The organism is Piscibacillus salipiscarius, from assembly GCF_042685285.1.
Classification (GTDB): Bacteria; Bacillota; Bacilli; order Bacillales; family Alkalibacillaceae; genus Piscibacillus; species Piscibacillus salipiscarius.
On record NZ_JBHUMZ010000004.1, the window covers coordinates 13,537 to 35,450 of the forward strand.

Annotated in this window: 21 protein-coding genes; 5 read left to right on the forward strand and 16 right to left on the reverse strand. The window is 38.8% G+C overall.

Features of this window, described 5'->3' with window-relative positions; translation table 11 throughout:
- Positions 1-4: 4 nt before the first annotated feature.
- Genes ACFSW4_RS00385 through ACFSW4_RS00395 form a run of 3 tightly spaced genes read right to left on the reverse strand, consistent with a single transcriptional unit; the run spans position 5 to position 3,226 of the window.
- The gene (locus ACFSW4_RS00385; protein WP_377326727.1) at positions 5-1,144 is read right to left on the reverse strand and encodes an acyl-CoA dehydrogenase; all 1,140 of its coding nucleotides are present in this window, start codon (positions 1,142-1,144) and stop codon (positions 5-7) included.
- A 12-nt stretch (positions 1,145-1,156) separates the two neighbouring features.
- Entirely contained in the window at positions 1,157-2,008 is an 852-nt protein-coding gene (locus ACFSW4_RS00390) for a 3-hydroxybutyryl-CoA dehydrogenase (RefSeq protein ID WP_054754565.1), read from the reverse strand.
- A 30-nt stretch (positions 2,009-2,038) separates the two neighbouring features.
- Positions 2,039-3,226 carry an acetyl-CoA C-acetyltransferase gene (locus ACFSW4_RS00395; RefSeq protein WP_377326729.1) on the reverse strand — a complete coding sequence of 396 codons (1,188 nt, stop codon included), beginning with the start codon at positions 3,224-3,226 and terminating at the stop codon, positions 2,039-2,041.
- A 388-nt stretch (positions 3,227-3,614) separates the two neighbouring features.
- Here ACFSW4_RS00395 and ACFSW4_RS00400 point away from each other — a divergent pair, with 388 nt between their 5' ends.
- Entirely contained in the window at positions 3,615-4,079 is a 465-nt protein-coding gene (locus ACFSW4_RS00400) for a hypothetical protein (protein ID WP_377326731.1), read from the forward strand.
- Between the two features lie 125 nt (positions 4,080-4,204).
- Here the strand turns inward: ACFSW4_RS00400 and ACFSW4_RS00405 are convergent, their stop codons facing one another.
- The 10 genes from ACFSW4_RS00405 to ACFSW4_RS00450 form a co-directional block, all read right to left on the reverse strand.
- Complete coding sequence (locus ACFSW4_RS00405) at positions 4,205-4,864, reverse strand: hypothetical protein (RefSeq protein WP_377326733.1); 660 nt, start codon at positions 4,862-4,864, stop codon at positions 4,205-4,207.
- Entirely contained in the window at positions 4,864-5,742 is an 879-nt protein-coding gene (locus ACFSW4_RS00410; RefSeq protein ID WP_377326735.1) for an ATP-binding cassette domain-containing protein, read from the reverse strand. The genes ACFSW4_RS00405 and ACFSW4_RS00410 overlap by 1 nt, the downstream gene beginning before the upstream one ends.
- Positions 5,739-6,116: a GntR family transcriptional regulator gene (locus ACFSW4_RS00415; protein ID WP_054754569.1), complete on the reverse strand. Its 378-nt coding sequence runs from the start codon at positions 6,114-6,116 to the stop codon at positions 5,739-5,741. The genes ACFSW4_RS00410 and ACFSW4_RS00415 overlap by 4 nt, the downstream gene beginning before the upstream one ends.
- A gap of 184 nt (positions 6,117-6,300) precedes the next feature.
- Complete coding sequence (locus tag ACFSW4_RS00420) at positions 6,301-7,131, reverse strand: VOC family protein (RefSeq protein ID WP_377326737.1); 831 nt, start codon at positions 7,129-7,131, stop codon at positions 6,301-6,303.
- Between the two features lie 119 nt (positions 7,132-7,250).
- Entirely contained in the window at positions 7,251-9,131 is a 1,881-nt protein-coding gene (opp4A, locus tag ACFSW4_RS00425; RefSeq protein WP_054754570.1) for an oligopeptide ABC transporter substrate-binding protein, read from the reverse strand.
- 100 nt (positions 9,132-9,231) lie between these two features.
- Complete coding sequence (locus ACFSW4_RS00430; RefSeq protein ID WP_377326788.1) at positions 9,232-10,137, reverse strand: ABC transporter permease; 906 nt, start codon at positions 10,135-10,137, stop codon at positions 9,232-9,234.
- Between the two features lie 64 nt (positions 10,138-10,201).
- Positions 10,202-11,164, reverse strand: a complete 963-nt coding sequence (gene opp4B, locus ACFSW4_RS00435) for an oligopeptide ABC transporter permease (RefSeq protein WP_377326740.1) — start codon at positions 11,162-11,164, stop codon at positions 10,202-10,204.
- A 7-nt stretch (positions 11,165-11,171) separates the two neighbouring features.
- Complete coding sequence (locus ACFSW4_RS00440; protein WP_377326742.1) at positions 11,172-12,101, reverse strand: ABC transporter ATP-binding protein; 930 nt, start codon at positions 12,099-12,101, stop codon at positions 11,172-11,174.
- The gene (locus tag ACFSW4_RS00445; protein ID WP_377326744.1) at positions 12,082-13,104 is read right to left on the reverse strand and encodes an ABC transporter ATP-binding protein; all 1,023 of its coding nucleotides are present in this window, start codon (positions 13,102-13,104) and stop codon (positions 12,082-12,084) included. The genes ACFSW4_RS00440 and ACFSW4_RS00445 overlap by 20 nt, the downstream gene beginning before the upstream one ends.
- Before the next feature lie 353 nt (positions 13,105-13,457).
- The gene (locus ACFSW4_RS00450; protein ID WP_377326746.1) at positions 13,458-15,578 is read right to left on the reverse strand and encodes a (Fe-S)-binding protein; all 2,121 of its coding nucleotides are present in this window, start codon (positions 15,576-15,578) and stop codon (positions 13,458-13,460) included.
- A gap of 193 nt (positions 15,579-15,771) precedes the next feature.
- On the opposite strand from ACFSW4_RS00450, the gene ACFSW4_RS00455 reads away from it, so the two are divergent.
- Positions 15,772-16,941 carry a phospholipase D-like domain-containing protein gene (locus tag ACFSW4_RS00455; protein ID WP_377326748.1) on the forward strand — a complete coding sequence of 390 codons (1,170 nt, stop codon included), beginning with the start codon at positions 15,772-15,774 and terminating at the stop codon, positions 16,939-16,941.
- A gap of 41 nt (positions 16,942-16,982) precedes the next feature.
- Here ACFSW4_RS00455 and ACFSW4_RS00460 read toward each other — a convergent pair whose 3' ends face one another.
- The 3 genes from ACFSW4_RS00460 to ACFSW4_RS00470 form a co-directional block, all read right to left on the reverse strand.
- Entirely contained in the window at positions 16,983-17,480 is a 498-nt protein-coding gene (locus ACFSW4_RS00460) for a YwgA family protein (RefSeq protein ID WP_377326750.1), read from the reverse strand.
- A gap of 14 nt (positions 17,481-17,494) precedes the next feature.
- Complete coding sequence (locus tag ACFSW4_RS00465) at positions 17,495-18,790, reverse strand: HD domain-containing protein (protein WP_377326752.1); 1,296 nt, start codon at positions 18,788-18,790, stop codon at positions 17,495-17,497.
- A 367-nt stretch (positions 18,791-19,157) separates the two neighbouring features.
- Complete coding sequence (locus tag ACFSW4_RS00470; RefSeq protein ID WP_054754576.1) at positions 19,158-19,463, reverse strand: hypothetical protein; 306 nt, start codon at positions 19,461-19,463, stop codon at positions 19,158-19,160.
- Positions 19,464-19,530: 67 nt separating this feature from the next.
- Here ACFSW4_RS00470 and ACFSW4_RS00475 point away from each other — a divergent pair, with 67 nt between their 5' ends.
- The 3 genes from ACFSW4_RS00475 (at position 19,531) to ACFSW4_RS00485 (ending at position 21,907) form a co-directional block, all read left to right on the forward strand.
- On the forward strand, positions 19,531-20,358 hold the full coding sequence (locus tag ACFSW4_RS00475) for a lipoate--protein ligase family protein (protein ID WP_054754577.1): 828 nt from the start codon (positions 19,531-19,533) through the stop codon (positions 20,356-20,358).
- Positions 20,359-20,451: 93 nt separating this feature from the next.
- Positions 20,452-21,195, forward strand: coding sequence for a hydrogen peroxide-dependent heme synthase (hemQ, locus tag ACFSW4_RS00480; protein WP_054754578.1), 744 nt, complete (start codon positions 20,452-20,454; stop codon positions 21,193-21,195).
- A 289-nt stretch (positions 21,196-21,484) separates the two neighbouring features.
- Positions 21,485-21,907: a cell wall hydrolase gene (locus tag ACFSW4_RS00485; protein ID WP_377326755.1), complete on the forward strand. Its 423-nt coding sequence runs from the start codon at positions 21,485-21,487 to the stop codon at positions 21,905-21,907.
- Positions 21,908-21,914 lie beyond the last annotated feature (7 nt).

Consider the following 21,914-nt stretch of genomic DNA (forward strand, 5'->3'; position numbering starts at 1 on the left):
CCTCCTATTTAAGTAGTTGTCTACTAATCACTAGATTTTGTATTTCCGTTGTGCCTTCATAGATTTGAGTAATTTTGGCATCACGCATATAACGCTCAACTGGATAATCTTTCGTAAATCCGTAACCACCATAAACCTGAACGGCATCAATTGAGACGTCGACCGCTGTTTGTGAAGCAAACTTCTTCGCCATTGAGGCCTCTTTTGCGCAGTCAACTCCACCTTCATGCATCGAAGCAGCGTTATAGATTAATAGTTTTGAACCTTCGACTGCCGTTGCCATATCTGCGAGCTTAAACGAAATCCCCTGGTTATGAGCAATCGGTTTACCGAACTGTTCGCGTTCCTTCGCATAACCTGTAGATGCATCTAACGCCGCTTCTGCAATTCCTAAAGCTTGAGCACCGATTCCGATCCTGCCGATGTTCAGGTTAGATAATGCAATCTTGTACCCTTCGCCTTCCTGGCCAAGTAGCTGACTTTCTGGAATGCGGCAGTTATCAAACGTTAACGAAACGGTTGCCGAGCCATGAAGCCCCATTTTCTTTTCTGGCTTACCGACTTCAAACCCTGGGGTATCTTTTTCGACGATAAAAGCTGAAATCCCCTTACTTCCTGCTTCCGAATCGGTCTTCGCAAACACGACATACGTATCAGCATAACCGCCATTCGTAATAAAAATTTTCGATCCGTTTAAGACGTATTCATTGCCATCTTTTACAGCGCGAGTTTTAAGTGAAGCAGCATCACTACCTGCACCTGGTTCGGTTAAGGCAAATGCTCCTAAGTATTCACCCGATGCCAGTTTTGGAACGTAATGCTTTTTCTGTTCTTCACTTCCGAATTTTAGTATCGGAAATGTACCAACAGATGTATGGACTGAAAGAATCACGCCAAGTGTCGCACTCACTTTGGATAACTCATGAATGGCAATAATGTAAGAGACATAATCCATTCCAGCTCCGCCATACTCTTCTGGAATCGGGATTCCTAGAATGCCTAACTCACCCATTTTCCCAATAAGTTCTGATGGAAAACGATCTTCTTGTTCCATGCGTTCAACGGCTGGCGCCACTTCTTGCTGGGCGAAGTCCCTTACCATTTTGCGCATCATATTTTGTTCATCTGTGAAGTTCAAATTCATCTAAGGTGCCTCCTATTCGTACACGTAGAAGCCGCGACCAGATTTTTTACCTAACCAGCCTGCGCTAACGTACTTTTTAAGTAGTGGACACGGACGATATTTGCTGTCACCAAAGCCATCGTAAAGGACTTCCATAATGTATAAGCATGTATCAAGGCCAATAAAATCAGCTAGCGTTAACGGTCCCATTGGATGATTCATACCGAGTTTCATGACTTCATCCACCGCTTCAGGCTCAGCTACACCTTCATAAACCGTATAAATTGCTTCGTTAATCATTGGCATGAGCACACGGTTTGAAACAAATCCTGGATAGTCATTCACTTCAACAGGTGTTTTGTTTAATGCTTTTGCTGCTTCTTCAATCGTTTTATAAGTCTTATCAGATGTTTGAATCGCACGAATGATCTCCACTAACTTCATAATTGGAACTGGATTCATAAAGTGCATGCCGATCACTTGATCAGGGCGATTTGTCACCGCTGCTATATCTGTGATGGGTAGTGACGATGTATTCGTGGCTAAAATTGCATGCGATGGTGTGATTTCATCTAGCTTTTGAAATACTTGAGTTTTAACATCCATGTTTTCAACGACAGCTTCGATCACTAAATCTCGATCGCTCGCTTCTTCTAACGAAGTCGTCGTTTGAATACGGTTTAACGTTTCCGTCTTTTGTTCCTCTGTCATTCTACCTTTATCCACATTACGAGATAATAGTTTTTCCATTGTTGCAAGACCCTTTTGCAAGGACTCTTCCGAAATGTCATTTAGTTTCACGTCAAATCCAGACTGCGCAAATACTTGCGCAATTCCAGACCCCATCTGACCTGCACCAATGACCATTACGTTTTTAATTGTCATGAAAAACCCTTCCTTTCAAAATCTATTTATCTATTGTTTTGGAACTTCAATTAGGAGCGCGTCACCTTGACCGCCACCAGAACAAATCGATGCAATCCCTAAACCACCGCCGCGGCGTTTTAGTTCATAAGCAAGTGTTAACGTAATACGAGCACCACTCGCACCAATTGGGTGTCCAAGTGCAACGGCACCGCCATTAACATTCACCTTCTCTGGATCGAGACCTGCAATCTTACCGCTTGCAAGTGAAACGGCCGCAAACGCTTCGTTCACTTCAAATAAATCAATATCATCAAGGCTATAGCCTGTTTTTTCTAGTAATTTATTAATCACAATACCAGGTGTTTCTGGGAACCTGTCAGCTTCAACTGCTACTTCCGCATGTCCGATGACTTTTGCTAGAGTTTCTTTTCCTTCTGCTTTAGCTTTTTCTTCAGACATTAACACCATAGCTGCAGCACCGTCGTTAACTCCTGGCGCGTTACCTGCTGTAATCGTTCCGTCTTTATCAAATGCCGGGCGAAGTTTTGCTAGTTTTTCAGCCGTTGTACCTTGACGCGGTGCTTCGTCCGTATCAACCACAACTGGGTCACCCTTACGCTTTGGCACTTCTACTGGTACGATTTCGTCAGCTAGTTTACCCTCTTCAATCGCTTTTAGCGCACGCTCATGACTTTGTGCTGCCCAGTTATCTTGATCTTCACGAGATAATTCGAATTTATTAGCTGTGCGGTTGCCATACGTTCCCATGTGCACATTTTCAAACGAACAAGTAAGGCCATCATGCACCATCATATCAACGACTTTCTGGTCTCCCATGCGCATTCCCCAGCGCGCATTCGGCATGAAGTATGGTGCATTACTCATGCTCTCCATACCACCAGCAACAATCGTATCTTCTTCACCTAAACGAATCATCATATCGCCTAAGGCTACACTACGCATTCCTGATGCACAAACCTTGTTAACCGTTTCCGTTTTCGTCTCCCAAGGAATACCTGCATGACGCATCGCTTGACGAGACGGAAGCTGACCTTGGCCACCTTGTAAAACCGTCCCCATAATCACTTCTTGAATATCTTTACCTTCAACTGAAGCACGATTAAGCGCTTCCTTGATCGCAATACCACCTAATTGAGCTGCCGTAAGCGGTGCTAGACCTCCACCAAATTTACCGAAAGGCGTTCTCGCACCTGCAACAATCACTGTATTTGACACTATGATTCCTCCCTTTTTGTAACTCTTTGTAAACGCTAACATCATTATAACATAAAACCGACTGAACGCTCGCTCAATAACATAATTTTAAGAATTTTTATTTAGAGCGAGTTGTGGGTGAAACTCAGATAGATCTGCGTGAGATGCGAACTGTTTTCTCTCGTACGCGAACAAATTTCGCCCACACACGAACAGTTTTCCACAATATACGAACAAACTTCTGCCGAATACGAACACTTCTCACGAAAACGCAAACAGTTCTCATCGAAATACGGACACTCCCCTATAAATAGGGACAAAACTTCTGTTAATACAATCAATTAGATATTTTTAATAATAAACTTGTACCTCATTTAATAAGATGATATAAGACTGGGGGGAACTTGACATGCGGAAAGGTAATGGAAAAGCTTTTCTCATATTAATTTTGCTGGTTGCAATCGTCGTATTATTTTTCATGAGTTTTGTTAATTTCAAAAAATCCCCCGAAGAAGAAGCAACAGAAACGGTTCATAAATTTTATCAGTTTGAGCAAGACGGAGCATTCTCGCATTCTTGGGAGTTATTTCATCCGCTAATGCAGAAAAAGTTCGAGAAAGGCTATTACATACAGGATCGAGCTCATGTTTTTATGAATCACTTCGGCGTTCAATCGTACACTTATTCCCTTAGCGGGCCGACTGAAGTTCAAGATTGGTCGATGGAAAGTGGAGCAGAAGTCATTGAACGTCTCTATAAATTTGAAATTGCGAAAACATATAAGGGTAAATACGGAAACTTTACGATTGTGCAGGATGTTTATGCAACTGAATTAGAGGATGGATGGCGAGTCTTATGGGATTATAATAAATGAGCTTAGGGCACCCCTAAGCTCATTGTTGTTTTAAATAATCGTAAAATGGATTTGTTTCAATTGTTTTGTATTCACCGTGAAGGCCTGGTTCTCTTAAGAATAAATGATTTTCTAAAGACTCTCACTTACATCTTAATCGGAACATCGCGGATCATTCTATAGCATAACCAAAGCAGAAGTCCGATTAACATAATATCGCCTAATGAACTCCCTAATAAGTAATAACTTGCTCCAAATAAATGGTCAAATAAATCTGCTGCCAAAACTTCTATTGCTTCTCTCGTTGTAATGAAGACCAACGTTAACACTAATCCTACTTTCCAACCGTAGCGATAGTAAGCTAATGCGATGATCATTCCGAATAGGAAGCTTAAAAACAGCGTAATGAGATAGTGCCAAATGTCTGAAAGAGCGATTGACTCAATAGTAAACCTTTGCACAACAGCATACTCAGTAGCTGTTAATATAAGGTTCAGCACGGCATAACTAATTGTTAAAGCTAATACGGTATACACAATCCCTAAGTAAAATGCTTTTCTCGTTGCGCCTAGTTTGATCGATTGCGGTAAAAATCCATATATTGAAATGATTCCTAAAATCATCATACCAATACTCATTGGGTCCATTGTAAAACTTAAAAAATGGCTTAATGAAGATTCCTCATTAAAGTATGACACAACGTAAACAGTGATTCTAATCACAACTAAAAAGATAGAGATATAAAGTAGCCATTTAAAAAGCTCTCGGTAATAATCTTTAAAAACTATTTTAGTAACCTGTTCCATTAATGTTCCCCTCCCGTTAAATGTGTGAATAAATCCTGAAGTTTTGCCTGGCTGATATCGAGCCCAGCCGCTCTCGCCTCTTGTATATCTTGTTCTTTAAGATCTTCATAAATTAATACAGTTTTACTGCCGCCAATTGTTTCTTCGATTAGTACATCTATTCCGCTACAAAATTCATCTACATCGTCGTGGCTACCAGTTATAAAATATCCTCGCTCAATAATCGATTGATAATCATCGTGTAATAATAGCTTACCTTCGTGGATCATCATGACTTCATCAAACAAATACTCCATTTCTGACACAAGATGCGTTGATAGAATAAACAATCTTGGATGTTTTTCTTGTTCATTTAATAACTCTTTGTAAAACATCGAACGTGTAGGGGCATCCATTCCTAGGTAGACTTCATCTAAGATGGTTATCGGCGTGCGACTTGCTAATCCAACGATCATATTAAAAGCCGATAACTGACCTTTTGAAAGTTTACTTAAGTTTTTGTTATCTGGCACTTTAAATCGTTTCATTAGCTCATTAGCATATGTTTTATCAAAATTTGGCCTGTATAATTGTAATTTCTCAAAATACTTAGATGCCTTCTGATCTTGAAGATCCTTAACAGGCGCTTCGTATAAAAAAGTTGAATTCTTCATATACTTCGCATTCTCAAATACAAGTTTTCCGTTCGCTTCAACATATCCTACTGTTGCATCTCGATAAGCTGCAAGTATTGATAGTAGCGTCGTTTTCCCTGCTCCATTTCTACCAATTAAACCGACAATTTTATTTCCTTCTAGTGTAAAATTCACATCCGACAAAGCTTGATAGTCTTTGAAATGCATCGAAATATTCTTAGCCTCTAATTTGCCGTCCATCATTCCTCACTCCCCTTTTTAACCTCTCGAATCATACTAATCATTTCATCATCAGATATCTTTAATTTATTTGCTTCACGAACAAGCTGCACGATATAAGTATCTAAAAATGCATGTTTCCTTTTTTCAATTAACTTCTCCTTAGCCCCTTCTGAGACGAACATACCAACACCACGCTTCTTAAAAATAACCCCTTCGTCTGTTAGTTGATTAATCCCCTTCGATACCGTTAGGTGGTTAATTTTGTAGAAATTCACTAATTGATTGGTGGATGGTATTTGGTCACCCTCTTTTAGTTGGTCGTTCAAGATTTGATCTTCAATTCGTTCTCTTACTTGTTGAAAGATTGGTTTACCTTCATCAAATTCTCGGTTCATTTATGACACCACACTTTATATGGTTATATAGTTAAGTATATAACCATAATACTTTAACTTATACAACAATGCAACTTATTTATGGGAAAGTTTTTTATTTTATGAGGAACTTTCTTTAATTTATAGGGGACTCCACCTTATAACACAAAAAAGACCCCGATTCACTTCGAGGCCTCGTTCATTATTAAAATTTAATTTTAATTCCTGAAGGATCTTTAACAAAGTATCCTTGATCTGTTTCTTCTACCTGTTCACCAAAAGCTTTTTTCACTTTGTCACGATCACCATCTGTCATTTTCACCGAAAACCAATTAAGACCCACTTCATCATCACTTTTCGCTTCACTATTTCGGCTGTTCCACACATTCAAACCAATGTGGTGATGATATTTGTCATCTGACATAAACAACGCTTGTGGTCCATATTTAGCTACAACTTCAAAGCCTAACTTTTCATAAAAAGGCTGAACGCTTGGTAGGTCATGAATCTGAAGGTGGATGTGCCCGATTGTTGATTCACTCGGAAAACCTGTCCACCCTTCTTCAGTGCGCTCTTTTAATAGACCTTCTATATCTAATGGGATGGTATCCATCACGACTTCTTCACCATTCCAATCCCATTCTTCAGGATCACGGTCACGATAAATCTCGATTCCATTACCATCTGGGTCTGCAAGGTATAGTGCCTCAGATACTTTATGGTCAGATGCGCCTTGCACTGGCAATTGATTACGCCAGAAATGATAAACGATATTTGCTAAGTCCTCTCTGGTTGGAACTAAGTACGCAATGTGAAATAGACCCGTTTTACGACGGTCTAATGGTTTTACATATTCAACTTGTTCAATGGTCAAAATCGGTGTTTCACCATCAAACGAAAAAATAGCTTGATCATCGGTTTGACTTAATAAGTTCATACCAAGGATATCTTTATAAAATGTAATTGATTTTTCAAGGTTTGATACACTTAATGATATTTGATCGATATATTTAGTTGGTAACTCATGATAACTCATATTGATCACTCACTTTCTTTTTAAATTAATTACAGTATATCATACTAACTTACAAAAAGTAAGTAAATATATAAAAATAAACTCAAGAAGCATCATGCTTCTTGAGTCTATTATAGTCCTTATTCAGTTACACCTACTTGGTAATAACGTTCAGTAAATGTAGGATCACCTACTGAGATACCCCAGTTAACTACACGCTCGTTAACTGGAATTAATACCGAGCGGTAAAGAGTAGGGAATACAGGGATTTCCTCTACCATAAGTTTTTGCCACTTACTATAAACTTCTTTACGGTACTCAGGGTCAAATGCTTCTTCTGAAAGACCGTCTTCTAGAAGTTTAGTATTTTCTTCGCTTTCATAACGCGGGAAGTTGAACATTGCTGTTGGACCATATAAACCACTAGGGTCTACATCGTAACCAACACCCCATGCACCTTGATAGATATCAACTTCAGGATCGTCGTTACCACCGTTACCTACACGCTCATAGAATGTGTTGAACTCAAGTAAACGTCCATCGATAAGTTGTACTTTTAATCCAACATTCTCCCAAGCTTGGATGTAGTAACGCGCTAATGGTTCAGCAACATCGCCACCAGACATAGATGCAAAGTTAATTTCTAACTTATCACCATTTGGTTTTTCACGGAATCCGTCACCATCAGTATCTTCATAACCAGCTTCGTCTAAGATTTGCTTAGCTTTTTCTGGATCATAAGTTGGTGTTTCGATTGAATCATCATGGTATTCAGGATGTGAAGGAGCAATTAAAGTAGTTGCATTCCAACGTAAACCGTTGTAGAACTCCTCACCAACTGCATTGTTATCTACTGCATACCACATTGCACGACGTAATCTAACGTCACCCATTTTCATTTCATCAGGCTTGTAGTTAACGCGACCTTCTTCTTTGTTCCAGTCACCTAATTTGAAACCGATGTAGGTGTATGCTAAGTCAATATCACCTAACCATTCAACGCCTTCCATACTAGAGTTGTCTGGGAACTGATCAACCGGGAAGCTATCCACTAAATCAACTTCGCCAGTTTCTAAAGCGTTTGCCACAGTACTAGGGCTTACAACTTTAAGAGTTACTTTATCTAAATTCGGCTCGCCTCTCCAGTAATCTTCGTTCTTAACGTAAGTTACAGACTCACCAGGAACAATGCTATCAACTTTGTACGGACCAAAACCAATTGGGTTTTGACGTACTGCATCAGAAGCTGACATATCTGCTACTTCCATGTCGCCAAAGATGTGTTTTGCTAACGGGTAAATCCAAATACCACCTGTTAATAGAGATGGTGTTAAACGCTCATAGTTAAATTTAATTGTTTTCTCATCTACAATCTCGATACCCTTAATTGAATCAGCTTCACCATTTCGGTATGCTTCCATACCTTTAAGTAAAGTGAAACCTACAGTGCTTCCACGAGGACCATCGTAATCAGGATGAGATATCACTTCATAGGCAAATGCCCAGTCTTCAGCTGTAACAGGCTCACCATCATGCCAGTTAACATTGTCTCTAATAGTAAACGTAATTGAAGACTCTTCTTCGTTTACTTCATACGTTGCAGCACCGTCATTAGTAATACGATAGTTTTCATCGTAAGTTACTAGCGCTTCATCAAACCATGCGATTACTTCCGCATCTGGTGCACCAGAATAGAAGTTCCAGTTTAATGTACCTTCAAATGCTGTATCAGTTACTAAACCGAATGTTAACTCTCCACCTTCGATTGGCTCACCAGTGTTCGAAACCTTTGTATTAAAGTCTTCAATGTTATAAAGACCATCAGCGTTAGCTTCTCCCCCTGCTTCTTCGCCTTCTTCACTTTCTTCACCTTCGCCTTCTCCCTCAGAAGACTCTTCAGTGCCTTCGCCTTCTCCTTCAGAAGGCTCTTCGTTCCCTTCATCGCTATTACAAGCTGCGATGAGCAAAACGAATGCGAGCATTAAGACAAATAAAAATTTGCCAAATAAGCTTCTGCTCATATTTAATTACCTCCCCCTAATATTTTTGCTCAGTCTATTTTTGACTGAAAAACTATATACTCAACACCTGACGTAAAAGCCAGGTGTAGGTACCATTGATTTAAGCTCTTCTCTGTCTAGCATCAGCTGCACGTTTTAGTGCTTCGCCAACGTTACGAACTGCTAGCATGAGTAATAGAATAAGTATGGCTGCTGGTAGCCAAATCCACCAACGTTGTTCTAACGTCGTTGGGTTCGTTGTGTAACTTAATAGAGTCCCTAAACTTGGTGTTTCTTCAGGGAAACCAAATCCTAAGAATGATAGACCTGACTCAATTCCAATATTAGCTGCTAAGTTAAGAGTCATCGTTACAACGATTAGTGATGTAATGTTTGGTAATACTTGTTTAAATATAATCTTCGTGTGTGAAGACCCTAATGTTCTAGATGCTTGAGCGTAATCTAGTTCTTTTTCTTGTAAAGCTTTAGAACGTATCAACCTTGCGATCCCCATCCATAAGAAAGCTGTCATAATTAAAGAGAATGAAATAACGCTATATTCTGGAACAATCGCAACGAATACGATAACTAACATAATGAATGGTAATACCATAAAGAAGTCTACGACACGCATTAATGCGTTATCGATATGACCACCAAAGTAACCTGAGACAACGCCTACCACAACACCAATAATGCCTGATAGGATGGTGACTAGAAATCCAATTAATAGAGAGTTTCTAGTACCTATAATTAACTGACCAAAAACATCACGTCCTCCATAGTCTGTCCCTAACCAGTACTCACTTGAAGGTGGCTCATATAAAGCAAATAAATCTACTTTAGCGATTTGATCTTGGTCTAAGATTAATGATGCTCCAAAAACAAATAAAGTTATGAGTGTAAAAAACACTAATGAAACAAGTGCCAATTTATCTTTTTTAATTTCCTTCCAAAAGATTGATAACCCGGAAGGACTTTTGTGCTGTTCTGTTTCTTGCTGAGCTTGATTTACTTCCTGTTCAATATCAACATCCTGCTGTCTGTTTGATTGTGCCAATTTGTCTCACCCCCATTGATGTCTAATCAATTTATTTGATACGGATACGCGGATCTACAATACTTAAAATGATATCTGACAGTAACGCACCTAAAATTGCTAAAATACCAGATAATAGAACTAGTGCTGTTACAACTGAAAAGTCTCTTAATTGAATTGATTCGATAAATAAGTTCCCCATTCCTGGGTAACTGAAAATTCTTTCAATAAAAACTGTACCATTTATAAGGTTTACAATTTCGTATCCAAAGAATGCTGCAATTGGAAGAATTGAGTTTCTAAAAATATGACGATTGTAAACACGACTTTCAGATGCACCTTTTGCACGAGCTGTTAAAATGAAATCTTTTTGTTTCGTATCAATTATTTCACTTCTTAAGTATTGTACTGTTCCAACCGTTCCAATCAGAGCGATTGACAAGGATGGCAGTAATAAATGGTGCAACTTACTCAAAATGTATTGTAATGTTCCTGGTTCTAGGCCTGGCTCAACTGAACCGCCTGTTGGGAACCAACCAAGCATAAAACCAAAGACCCAAAGTGCAACTAAACCAAAGATAAAGATTGGTGTTGCAAATCCAATATAAGTGTAACCAGTAATTAACTGATCGATTAATTTGTCATTGTAACGACCACTAACGATCCCTAAAGGTAAGCCAATAGCATAAATCATAATTGTTGAAACTAATGATAGCCAGAATGTATTAACAACCCGTTGCCAGATTAAGTCTGATACTGGCATTTTATATTTAAAAGATTGTCCGAAGTCACCTTGGACAGCTCCAACTATCCAATCCTTATATTGAACATACCAAGGATTGTTAAGTCCCAGTTTTTCTCTCATTTCAGCAATACGTTCAGGTTTAATATTCGGATCAATTAATCCTGTTAACGCATCACCCGGCATCATTTTAGCTAACAAAAACACGATAACACTTAGTAATATGATTTGTGGTGTAGTGATTAATAATCTTCTAACTATAAATTTCCACATAGTCTGATCAACCTTTCTCTGGTAACGCTACCCGATGTGTATCGGTGACTGGTGTTAAATCGTACGCCAAGCCGTTTTCATCAAAATAATCATAGTACGAGTTTGAAAACTCATGCTTGACTTGTTCACGGAAGTTAAGGTTTTCTTGACGTCTTTTTGGATTAATGTCCGGAATCGCTGCAACGAGACGTTTTGTATAAATGTGCTGAGGAGAGTTAAAGATTTCTTCTTTTGTACCCTCTTCTACGTAACGTCCGTTATACATAATTCCAATTCTGTCACACATATGTTTAACTACACCTAAATCGTGGGATATAAATAAGTAAGTTAGATTTAATTCTTTCTGTAAATCTTGCATAAAGTTTAATACTTGTGCCTGAACCGATACGTCTAACGCTGATACAGGCTCGTCCATGATAATAAGCTTTGGCTTTAGAGCAATGGCTCTAGCAACACCAATTCTTTGGCGCTGACCACCTGAGAATTCGTGTGGATATTTTAGTATACTCTCAGGAGAAAGTCCTACTTTCTCTAGTAGTTCCTGAACCTTCTTTTTCTCTTCTTGTTTCGATAGCTTTTCATAGTTTCTAAGAGGTTCAGCGATTATATCTAGTACGCGCTTCCTTGGATTCAAACTAGAGTATGGATCCTGGAAGATCATTTGAATATCTTTACGAATATTTACTCTTTTGCCACTTTTATTTAAGAGTTCATCTTGGAAATAAATTTTACCGTCCGTAATATTATTTAGCCCCATTACCGCTTTACCTGTTGTTGTTTTACCAGAACCTGATTCACCAACTAATCCATAAGTCTCACCAGGTTGGATTTCAAAGCTTACGTCATCAACGGCTTTGATTGAATCAACAACTCTATTTAGAATTCCACCACGGATCGGAAAATGCACTTTAAGGTTATCAACTTTGAGCAGTGTCATGGTTCTGTTCCTCCTTGCTCTCTTCTGGGAAGTAAAAATGCTTATAACATGTGCAGCGAACAAAGTGACCTGGACTAATTTCATGTAGTTCAGGATGTTCTTCATGGGCACTCGCATCAATCCATGGAATTCGTGCACTGAATCTACAACCTTGACGTGGTAAATGTTTAAGTGATGGAACAATACCGTGAATGACATGCAGTTTATCTTGTGCACTGTCAACAAGTGGAATTGAACTCAATAACGATCTGGTATAAGGGTGCTTAGGGTCTTCGAACAACGTCTTAACATCTGCAACTTCCACAATCTCACCTGCATACATAACAGCTACACGGTCAGCCATTTCTGCAACCACCCCTAAGTCATGGGTAATTAGAATGACGCCGGAGCCAAGATCATCTTTCAATTCACGCATTAAGTCTAATATTTGCGCTTGAATAGTAACGTCTAATGCTGTTGTTGGCTCATCAGCTATTAATAACTCAGGCTGATTCGCAATGGCAATTGCGATAATTACACGTTGTCTCATACCCCCGGATAATTCGTGAGGGAACTGATTATAAACGTGCTTGGGCCTAGGGATTTCGACCCTTTCTAAAAGCTCTATAATATAGTTTTTACGTTTCGATTTCGGCATATTTTTGTTGTGAAGCGTCAAAACCTCATCAATCTGTCTTCCAACTTCCATCAGAGGATTTAATGCCGTTAATGGATCCTGGAAAATCATCGAAAGCTCTTTACCGCGAAATTTATTCATCTCTTTAAACGGTAAATTCGCAATATTCCGACCTTTAAAGTTAATGTCTCCTTCAATTTTCGCCCGGTTATGTAGTCCCATAACAGAAAATGCTAGAGCACTTTTTCCTGAGCCAGACTCCCCAACTATGGCTAGGACTTCGTTCTTATTGACGTTAAGTGATACATCATCAACCGCTGCGTAATACTCTTCCCCAATTCTGAAGGATGTCTTCAGATTTTTGATCTCTAGTAATGGATTACTCAACTCAATCACCCTATAGTTATATTTTCTCGATGACAAATCTTAAGGGTCTAAATTTCTCTAATTTTTAGAAAATTAAATTTTGATATAGTCTGTCCATATTAAAAAACCCATAAGTCTATTCGAGAATCCCCATTTTATCTTTATCAATAAATTTTTCTTTTTTCAGATAAGTTTAACATCTATTATTTTATGAAAGACGTCATCAAATTGCAACATCTTTTTTAAATTTTTATAAAATTACTAAAATAAAAAAATGGAAATTTCAAAAGTTTTTGTAGAAAATTAGCCCTAAGACTCTAGTCTTAGGTATAAAAATAACCCTCTAGCAACTCGTCGAAGCTAGAGGGGCAACATTATGCAGGTTGATCCACTTTTGCAGGTTCCCCGAAGATTGAACGTTCAAGAACTTCTGCAACGTCTTGAGTTGTCACATCATCCTCAACTTCTTTAGCCTTCGTACCATCTGTAAGCATGGTTAAACAGTATGGACACGCACTCGAAATGGTGTTAGGCGTTACTTCTAAAGCCTGCTCTGTACGAGCAACATTTATGCGGTTACCTGTTGTCTCTTCAGACCACATCATACCGCCACCTGCACCACAGCACATTCCGTTTTCTTTATTACGTTCAATTTCAACATATTGAACGCCTGGAATGGATTCTAAAATTTTACGAGGCGGGTTATAGACATCATTATAACGCCCTAAGTAACAAGAATCGTGGAACGTAATCTTCTCGTTAATCGCTTGCTCTGGCTGCAATCGACCTTCTTCGATTAACTGTGCTAATAGCTCTGTATGGTGATAAACTTCACCTTCAAAACCGAAGTCAGGATATTCATTTTTAAAGATGTTATAAGCGTGAGGATCGATCGTTACAATCTTCTTCACTTCATTCTTTTCAAATTCTTTAATATTCTTCTCAGCTAACTCTTGGAATAAGAATTCGTTACCTAAACGACGAGCTGTATCTCCAGAGTTACGCTCTTTATTACCTAAAATAGCAAACTTAACGCCTGCTTTATTCATTAAACGAGCAAATGCCATAGCAATCTTTTGACTGCGGTTATCATAAGACCCCATTGAAGAGACCCAGAATAAGTATTCGAATTCTTCGCCCTCTTTTTTCATTTCCTTAACAGTTGGAATGCGAAGTGTTTCGTCTTGTTCTCTCCAGTTTTCGCGGTCTTTCTTAGAAAGTCCCCATGGGTTTCCTTGACGCTCAATGTTCATCATCGCACGCTGAGCTTCAGGATCCATTTTACCTTCTGTCATAACTAAGTAACGACGTAAGTCAATAATCGTATCTACGTGCTGGTTCATAACAGGACACTGATCTTCACAGTTACGACAAGTCGTACACGCCCATAACTCTTCTTCCGTTACTACGTCACCGATTAAGTCTTTTTCCATTACCTGCTCAGCAAGTGAGCCATTCGGATCTGCGGCTATTTGATTTCCTTGAGTCCCAGCAAAAGCATAAGATGGAACCCATGCAGATTTGCCCGTTACAGCTGCTCCCTTTTCAGTTAAATGGTCACGCAATTTCACAATAATATCCATTGGCGACAACATCTTACCTGAACCTGAAGCCGGACATACATCCGTACAACGACCACATTCAACACAAGCGTATAAGTCTAAGAGTTGTAGTTGATCTAAGTCTTCTACTTTTCCGACGCCAAACGTCGGCTCTTCATCAGACTCTTCCATTTCATCAATGTCAAAGTCGATTTTCTTAAGCTTTCCGTGCTTTTTATCTTTTGTTAAAAATACGTTAGCAGGCCCAGCTAAAAGGTGAGCGTGCTTAGATTGTGGCACGTAAACTAAGAAACTTAATAATGCGAATAAATGAATCCACCACATCACGTAGAATAAAGCGGCAGATGCAGTCGGTCCCATCCATCCAAAAGCAGTCGCAAACATGGATGCAACTGGCTCAGTCCATGTTAATCCATGACCATGCCAAACAATCGCGGCCCCGTTACCCATCAATACAGATAACATAAGCGTTGCGATAAAAATTAAAACAAGTCCTGCTTTAAAGCCTCGCTTTAAGCGAACAAGTTTTTCAATATAACGGCGGTAAAACGCCCAAACTACTGCTACTAAAATCGTCAACGTGACGATCTCTTGGAAGAACGTAAACCCTGGGTAGAAAATGCCAAGTGGCAAATGAGAATCAGGTGCTAACCCCTTCCAAATAAAATCAATAGCGCCAAATTGAACTAATAAGAAACCATAGAACATCATGACGTGAATCGCGCCAGACTTTTTATCCTTTAATAGTTTCTTTTGGCCAAATACGAACGTCAAAATATCTCTGACGCGCTGTTTCATGTCTTGGTCGAACTCTGCTTTTTTCCCCATCTTTATGTAAGCAATACGCGTGCGTACTACTTGTACAAAGAGGAAAATTCCGTAAGCGGTTACACCTAAAAAGGCTAACCAATTGATTAGAAGTAATGTGTCCATAAAAGTTTCCCCCCGCTAGTCTCGAAGTTGTCTAGTAACTATCTTATCATAAAAAATTGTAATTTCATGAAAATTCTTTTTCTTACCTCTTATTATACAATGAATGAGCATTCAGTCAATGTTAAATTTAAGTAATTTAATCGTATAATAACGTTTTGGAAATCGCATAATACTTGAGAAGGGGGAGCTTACAGTGTGGGTATTAATTGTTATTATTATTGTTATTATATTTTTTTTAATCAAACAAAAACTTGAGACAGATCCCATTGACCATACATATCCCCACCGTCTTGCGAACATCGATTTTTACAATCATGGCGAGGAGTTGTATGACCAGTATTTTAAAGATATTCAATCCGCAACACAGTTTGTTTGCGTGTCTTTTTTTATTGTCAAAAGTGATCATTTTAGCGAAACGTTTTTTAAATTATTATCAGATGCAAGTTCAAGAGGTGTTGAGGTTTATTTATTAGTTGATCGTTTAGGGTCTTTTGCCATTAGACGAAAAGATCGTGAAGACTTAAAAAAAGCTGGCGTTCAAATAGAGTATAGTAACCGGTTTAACATTTTGTCGCCGCTTCGTTCGTTTAACAGGCGTAATCACCGGAAAATCTCAATTATCGACGGGCGTATTGCCTATATAGGCGGTTATAACATTGGTGATGAATATATTAATCAGAACTCTAAGTTTTCTTTTTGGCGAGACTATCACCTTCGTCTTCAGGGTGATGTGGTAAAGGATGTATTAGATTTATTTAAACAGGACTGGGAACAAAATACTTACGAGGCTCTAGAAATTAATTCAAACGTCGATATTACAGGGCATTATAGGTGTCAGCTCATTCCAACATCAAACGGCAAACTGCAGGAGACGTTTTTAAATTTAGTCCGTCAAGCAGAAAGTCGTATCGCAATAGGCTCGCCCTATTTTATCCCTAATAAAAAGTTACTTGATTTATTAGAGAAAAAATTAGCTCAAGGCATTAAGGTTCAAATTATTTATCCTCATGATTCAGACCACATCCTCGTTAAGGAGGCATCTGCACCTTTTTTATCTCGACTTCACAGAGCAGGTGCTGAAGTGAGGCTATTTCAAGAAGGCTTTTATCATGCTAAGGCCATTTTTATTGATGATAAAGTTTGTGATATTGGTACGGCTAACTTTGACAGGAGAAGTCTTTATTTTAACCATGAAGTGAACCTGCTAATGTATGATCAGGAATTAGTCAGAAAGCTATATACCTATTACGAACAAGACTTCAACTATGCGACACCAATTTATGAGGAATGGTATGAGTACCCCAATTCCAAAACTCACATTGTAAAAAAAATATTAGCAAAATGGTTTCATCCGTTATTATAAAATGACACCAACCTGGAGTTTATTCCAAGTTGGTGTCTTCATTAATGCGCCTTCATTTCTTCAATAAATGACCACGCATCTTGTAGGTCTTCGTCTGTATAATTTTGCTTACTTTTAACTGTTAAAACCTTCTCTTCTACCTCGTGTTTTGGAAACGTATCAAAATATAGCATCGTTGAAACAAGTTCAAGAAATTTCGAGCTTTTAACATTCATCTTTTCGATTAACTCAGTCATATTAGGCGCTTGAACTTTTGAGTCATCTAAAAAGCCTGTCCCTTGCTCAGTTAACGTATAACGATATTGATAATAACCTTTTTCTTTCTCTTTCTCTTCATCTAAAAACCCTAAATTGCAGAGTTCTTCCACCCGAGTTGAAAGTTCCTCTGAATAAGGCCCGTAAAAATGGAATGAATAACGTTCCGAGAAATCAAAGCCTGATTTCTTAAGTATATAAACCATTTTCTGTAGACGTTTTCGCCCAACAACTTCCTCCGCCTGTTCAAAAAATGTCATTAGTTTAGCATGATCTTCTAACATACACTTCTCAGCCCCTATCCCTTTAAAATTTCATTAATCCGACGTTTGATGTCACTGTCTTCGGGTAGTTGGTCAATCAAATCTTTCGCATAATATAATTTATGGTCTGTTCTCTTTTTACCTGAAATAGCTTCAACAATATCTGACTGTCTAGAGAGCTCTTTCAACTCCCCATTCGGCATTTGTAGTAAAATTGGCAGTCGCTCTTCATCTTCCCCTTGTCTATAAAAGTCATAAGGTAGGTCGGATGATGAGTCAACTTCTAAATAATAAGACGGGTCTACTCCTGCTTCGATAAAACATTCTTTGAGATCCATTAAATCTCGGTACTGATTACCAGGATTAAATTCTACATATTTAAATAAATCACGGTCAACAAAACGACGACACAAATCTGCTAAAATGTGATCGTCCTCATCTTGCCAAATTTGAAAATAGTAATAAACTACATTCTCATCTAGCTTTAAATAATCTTTTAGCGAAACATCTTTTTCAAAAAAACTAACAAAATGGGTCGGCGCTAATTTAAACAAATAATCTGAGTGAAAAAGTTCCTTAGCGCGGTGTAAAATTTTGGTTAGAATCACTTCTGCACTGCGTGTAACTGGATGAAAATAAACTTGCCAGTACATTTGGTACCTACTCATGATGTAATCTTCAACCGCATGCATCCCGCTTTCTTTAATCACAGCTTGATCTTCCATTGGTCGCATGACACGTAAAATTCTTTCCATATCAAAGTGGCCATAGCTTACACCTGTAAAATAAGCATCTCGCTGCAAATAATCCATTCGGTCCGCATCAATCTGGCTTGAAATTAAGCTTACGACTAATTTGTTACGGTATGTTTTGTTAATGACATCAGCTACATCTTGTGGGAAATTCGGGTCTACTTTAGTTAGCACTTGATTAACGCCTGTATCCCCAAGCACAATTTCACGAGTGAAATCTTCGTGGTCTAAGTCAAATACCTTTTCGAATGAATGAGAAAATGGCCCGTGACCTAAATCATGAAGCAGTGCGGCACATAAGCAGAGTAGCCTCTCTTCTTCACTCCAATTTGGTTTACCCTTGAAATTCTCAACGATTCGGCGGACAATCTCGTACACTCCTAATGAATGGCTGAATCGACTATGCTCCGCCCCGTGGAATGTTAAGTATGTAGTTCCTAGCTGTTTAATCCGTCTAAGACGCTGGAATTCCGGAGTTCCAATCAAATCCCAAATCACACGGTCACGAACGTGTATGTAGCGATGGACTGGGTCTTTAAATACTTTCTCTTCGCTTAATTGTTCATGGCGATACGACATTTTTTCCGACCTTTCTACAATGTATATCATCCATTATAACGATTTTTAAATTGAAATACATCCTTATGGCGAGAAAAATTTTATAACTTATGATTAAATGCGGAGAGTTCCCGCTGGTTGCAGGTAAGTCACTTGGCGATGCGGACAATTCACCCTGCGATGCGAACACTTCTCCCCGAGATACGAACAATTCACCACGCCACGTGAACACTTTTTCCCGGGATGCGAACAATTCACCACCTCACGCGAACACTTCTCCACGCCACTCAAACATTTCTCCTCGGGATGCGGACAATTCTCTCGTGAACACAATCTTTTTTTCACAAACGAACCCCCCTGTTCAGCGTAATAAACAGGGGGGTTAGGTTTAGCCGCGTGCTTTAGCTTGTTTATAGTTCATGATACCGTCAAATAATAAGGCGAAGAACGCAACCCAGTGAAGGATCATGCCGACGACTGGGATGAATGCAACAATCGAAACGACCATTCCGGTAATCGCACCCCATTTGGCGTAACCGTACTTAATAGACAGTAATAATATTGCTAGGTAAAATAAGAACATAAGCAGTAATGGTCCCCATGCGTTAGCGAAAATAAATGCGCCGCCAACAAATGGAATACCTAGGAAAAATTCAATACCTGATGCAATTAATTTTAAGATAGCTGTTAACAATGAATCCACATCCTTATCTGTTATAATATTTATTTGGTACATACAAAAAGATTGAAGGAACGATTTTATGAAGAAACATCCCTTATTAGATATTAATTATATTAGAAAAGTTGATCGAAGTAATGCACAAGATTCGAAAATAATAGAATCCTTCGCTGTTGATGATGCTTTATGTCTAGCCGCAAGTGAGCATCGTGAAACAAGTATTCATTATTGGGTTCATAAGCCAACTGTCGTCTTAGGTATTCCCGATAGCCGCCTTCCTTATTTAGAAGATGGAATCAACTTTTTACAAAAGCAAGGCTATGACGTCCTCATTCGAAACTCAGGTGGTCTTGCGGTTGTCCTAGATGAGGGCGTATTAAATATTTCCCTCATTTTCCCTGACGCTAAACATTTTGATATTCATGATGGCTATGAAGCTATGGTTGAATTTATTAGGTGGGTTTTTGAAGATGAAGGGCTGCCTATAGAAGCTTACGAAATTGAAGAATCTTATTGCCCTGGAACTTACGATTTAAGTATTCATGGTAAAAAATTTGCCGGAATCTCACAGCGAAGAGTTAAATCTGGGTCAGCTGTTCAAATCTATTTAGATGTTGAAGGACATGGAGAAGAACGTGCTGAATTACTCAAAACGTTTTATAAATTAGCTAAAAACGGTACTCAGACTAAATTTAATTATCCCAATATTAACCCTAATGTCATGGCATCACTTGAACAACTTTTTCATAAAAAGCTGTCTGTTAAACATGTTATGGACCGTGTTGAACAAAAATTAACTGAACAGAGCGTCACGATTGATGAACGTCCTATGTTTAGTGAAGAACGTGAATGGTTCGAAAACCGATTAGAATTGATGAAGCAGCGTAACGAACGATTGTTTCACAAATAGTTGTTAACAAAACGTTCAAAGGCTTTTCCTTTAACCTCGTTTAATTCTTTATGATATAGTTAAATTGGAAAATGAATTGAAGGAGTGAAACCAATGCCAGAAGCAGTTGAAACATTTGATGGTTGGTATTGTTTACATGATTTTCGTAAAGTCGACTGGAACGCGTGGAAATTAGCTTCTCAAGAAGAGCGTGACCAGGCGTTAAATGAATTTAATGAACTCATGCAAGGCTGGGAAGAGATAGAGTCAAACCGAGAAGGCAGTGTTGGTTTTTACCAAATGATTGGCCAAAAAGCTGACTTACTCATCATGAACCTTCGCCCTACAATGGACGAGCTGACCGATCTTGAGACAGCGTTTAATAAAACTAAACTCGCTGAATTTTTAATTCCAGCATATTCGTTCGTATCAGTTGTTGAGCTATCCGCTTATATGGCAAAAGGTAAAGACCCTGATACAGACCCTGAATTTCAGGCTCGCCTTAAGCCTGTACTTCCAAAATGGGAACACATTTGCTTCTACCCAATGGACCGTAAGAAAGATGCCGTTAACAACTGGTTTATGGAAGAGAAAGATGAGCGTGGCCGTTTAATGTATGAACACGGTATGACTGGCCGTAAATATGCAGGTAAAGTTCGCCAAATCATTACAGGTAGTATCGGTTTCGACGACTGGGAATGGGGCGTCACTTTATATGCTCACGAAATGATCCAGTTTAAAAAACTAATTTACGAAATGCGCTTTGACGAAGTGAGCGCACGCTTTGCGGACTTCGGTGAATTCTTCATCGGGCATCGCAAGACAAAAGAAGACTTAAATCAGATTATGGCACTATAACTGAGTCACATTTGTGGCTCAGTTTTTTTGTTGGTTAGTTTTATTCCAGTGCTACTATTTACATTTCCTCCTCTTCTATTTCGGTTCAAGTGCATTCTATTGATATTCACGCTCGCCCTAACTTCCCAATTGACACTACCCCTCATTCTAACGACTTTCCTCTAATGAATTACAACTCTTTGCTATTAAAAACTTTTTACCTTTTCAAAAAGTACAAGCACCTATATCAACATTTACCCATTTCAACATATAAATGAACTAGTGGTGGGTATGAAAGAGGTGGTATGAATTGGCAGTCATTGCCTACAACGAAGCACAACTAAGAGAACTAGCAAGACTTATGCGCGCCGAAGCTGAGGAAGACGGTAAGTTAGGCATGCTTTTAGTCGGAAATGTTGGGGTTAATAGAGTTTTAGCCGAATGCTTAGACTTCACTGGAATTGATACGCTATCGGACATGATTTATCAATCACCTGGTGGGTTTGAAGCAGTCACTCAGAATTATTTCTACCAGAGAGCTCGCCCAAAAGATATCCGTTTGGCTCAGCGAACTGTCGACGGTGAACAGTTTGACCCTGGTGATGATTCACTGTGGTTTTATCGCCCAGTTGGTGATTGTAGAGCTAGGTGGTATGGGCAATGGAATGTTGGTAGATTTAAATCGCATTGTTTTTATGCGCCTACACAAGCAGAATGTCCAGAAGTCTATTAGTTATTTA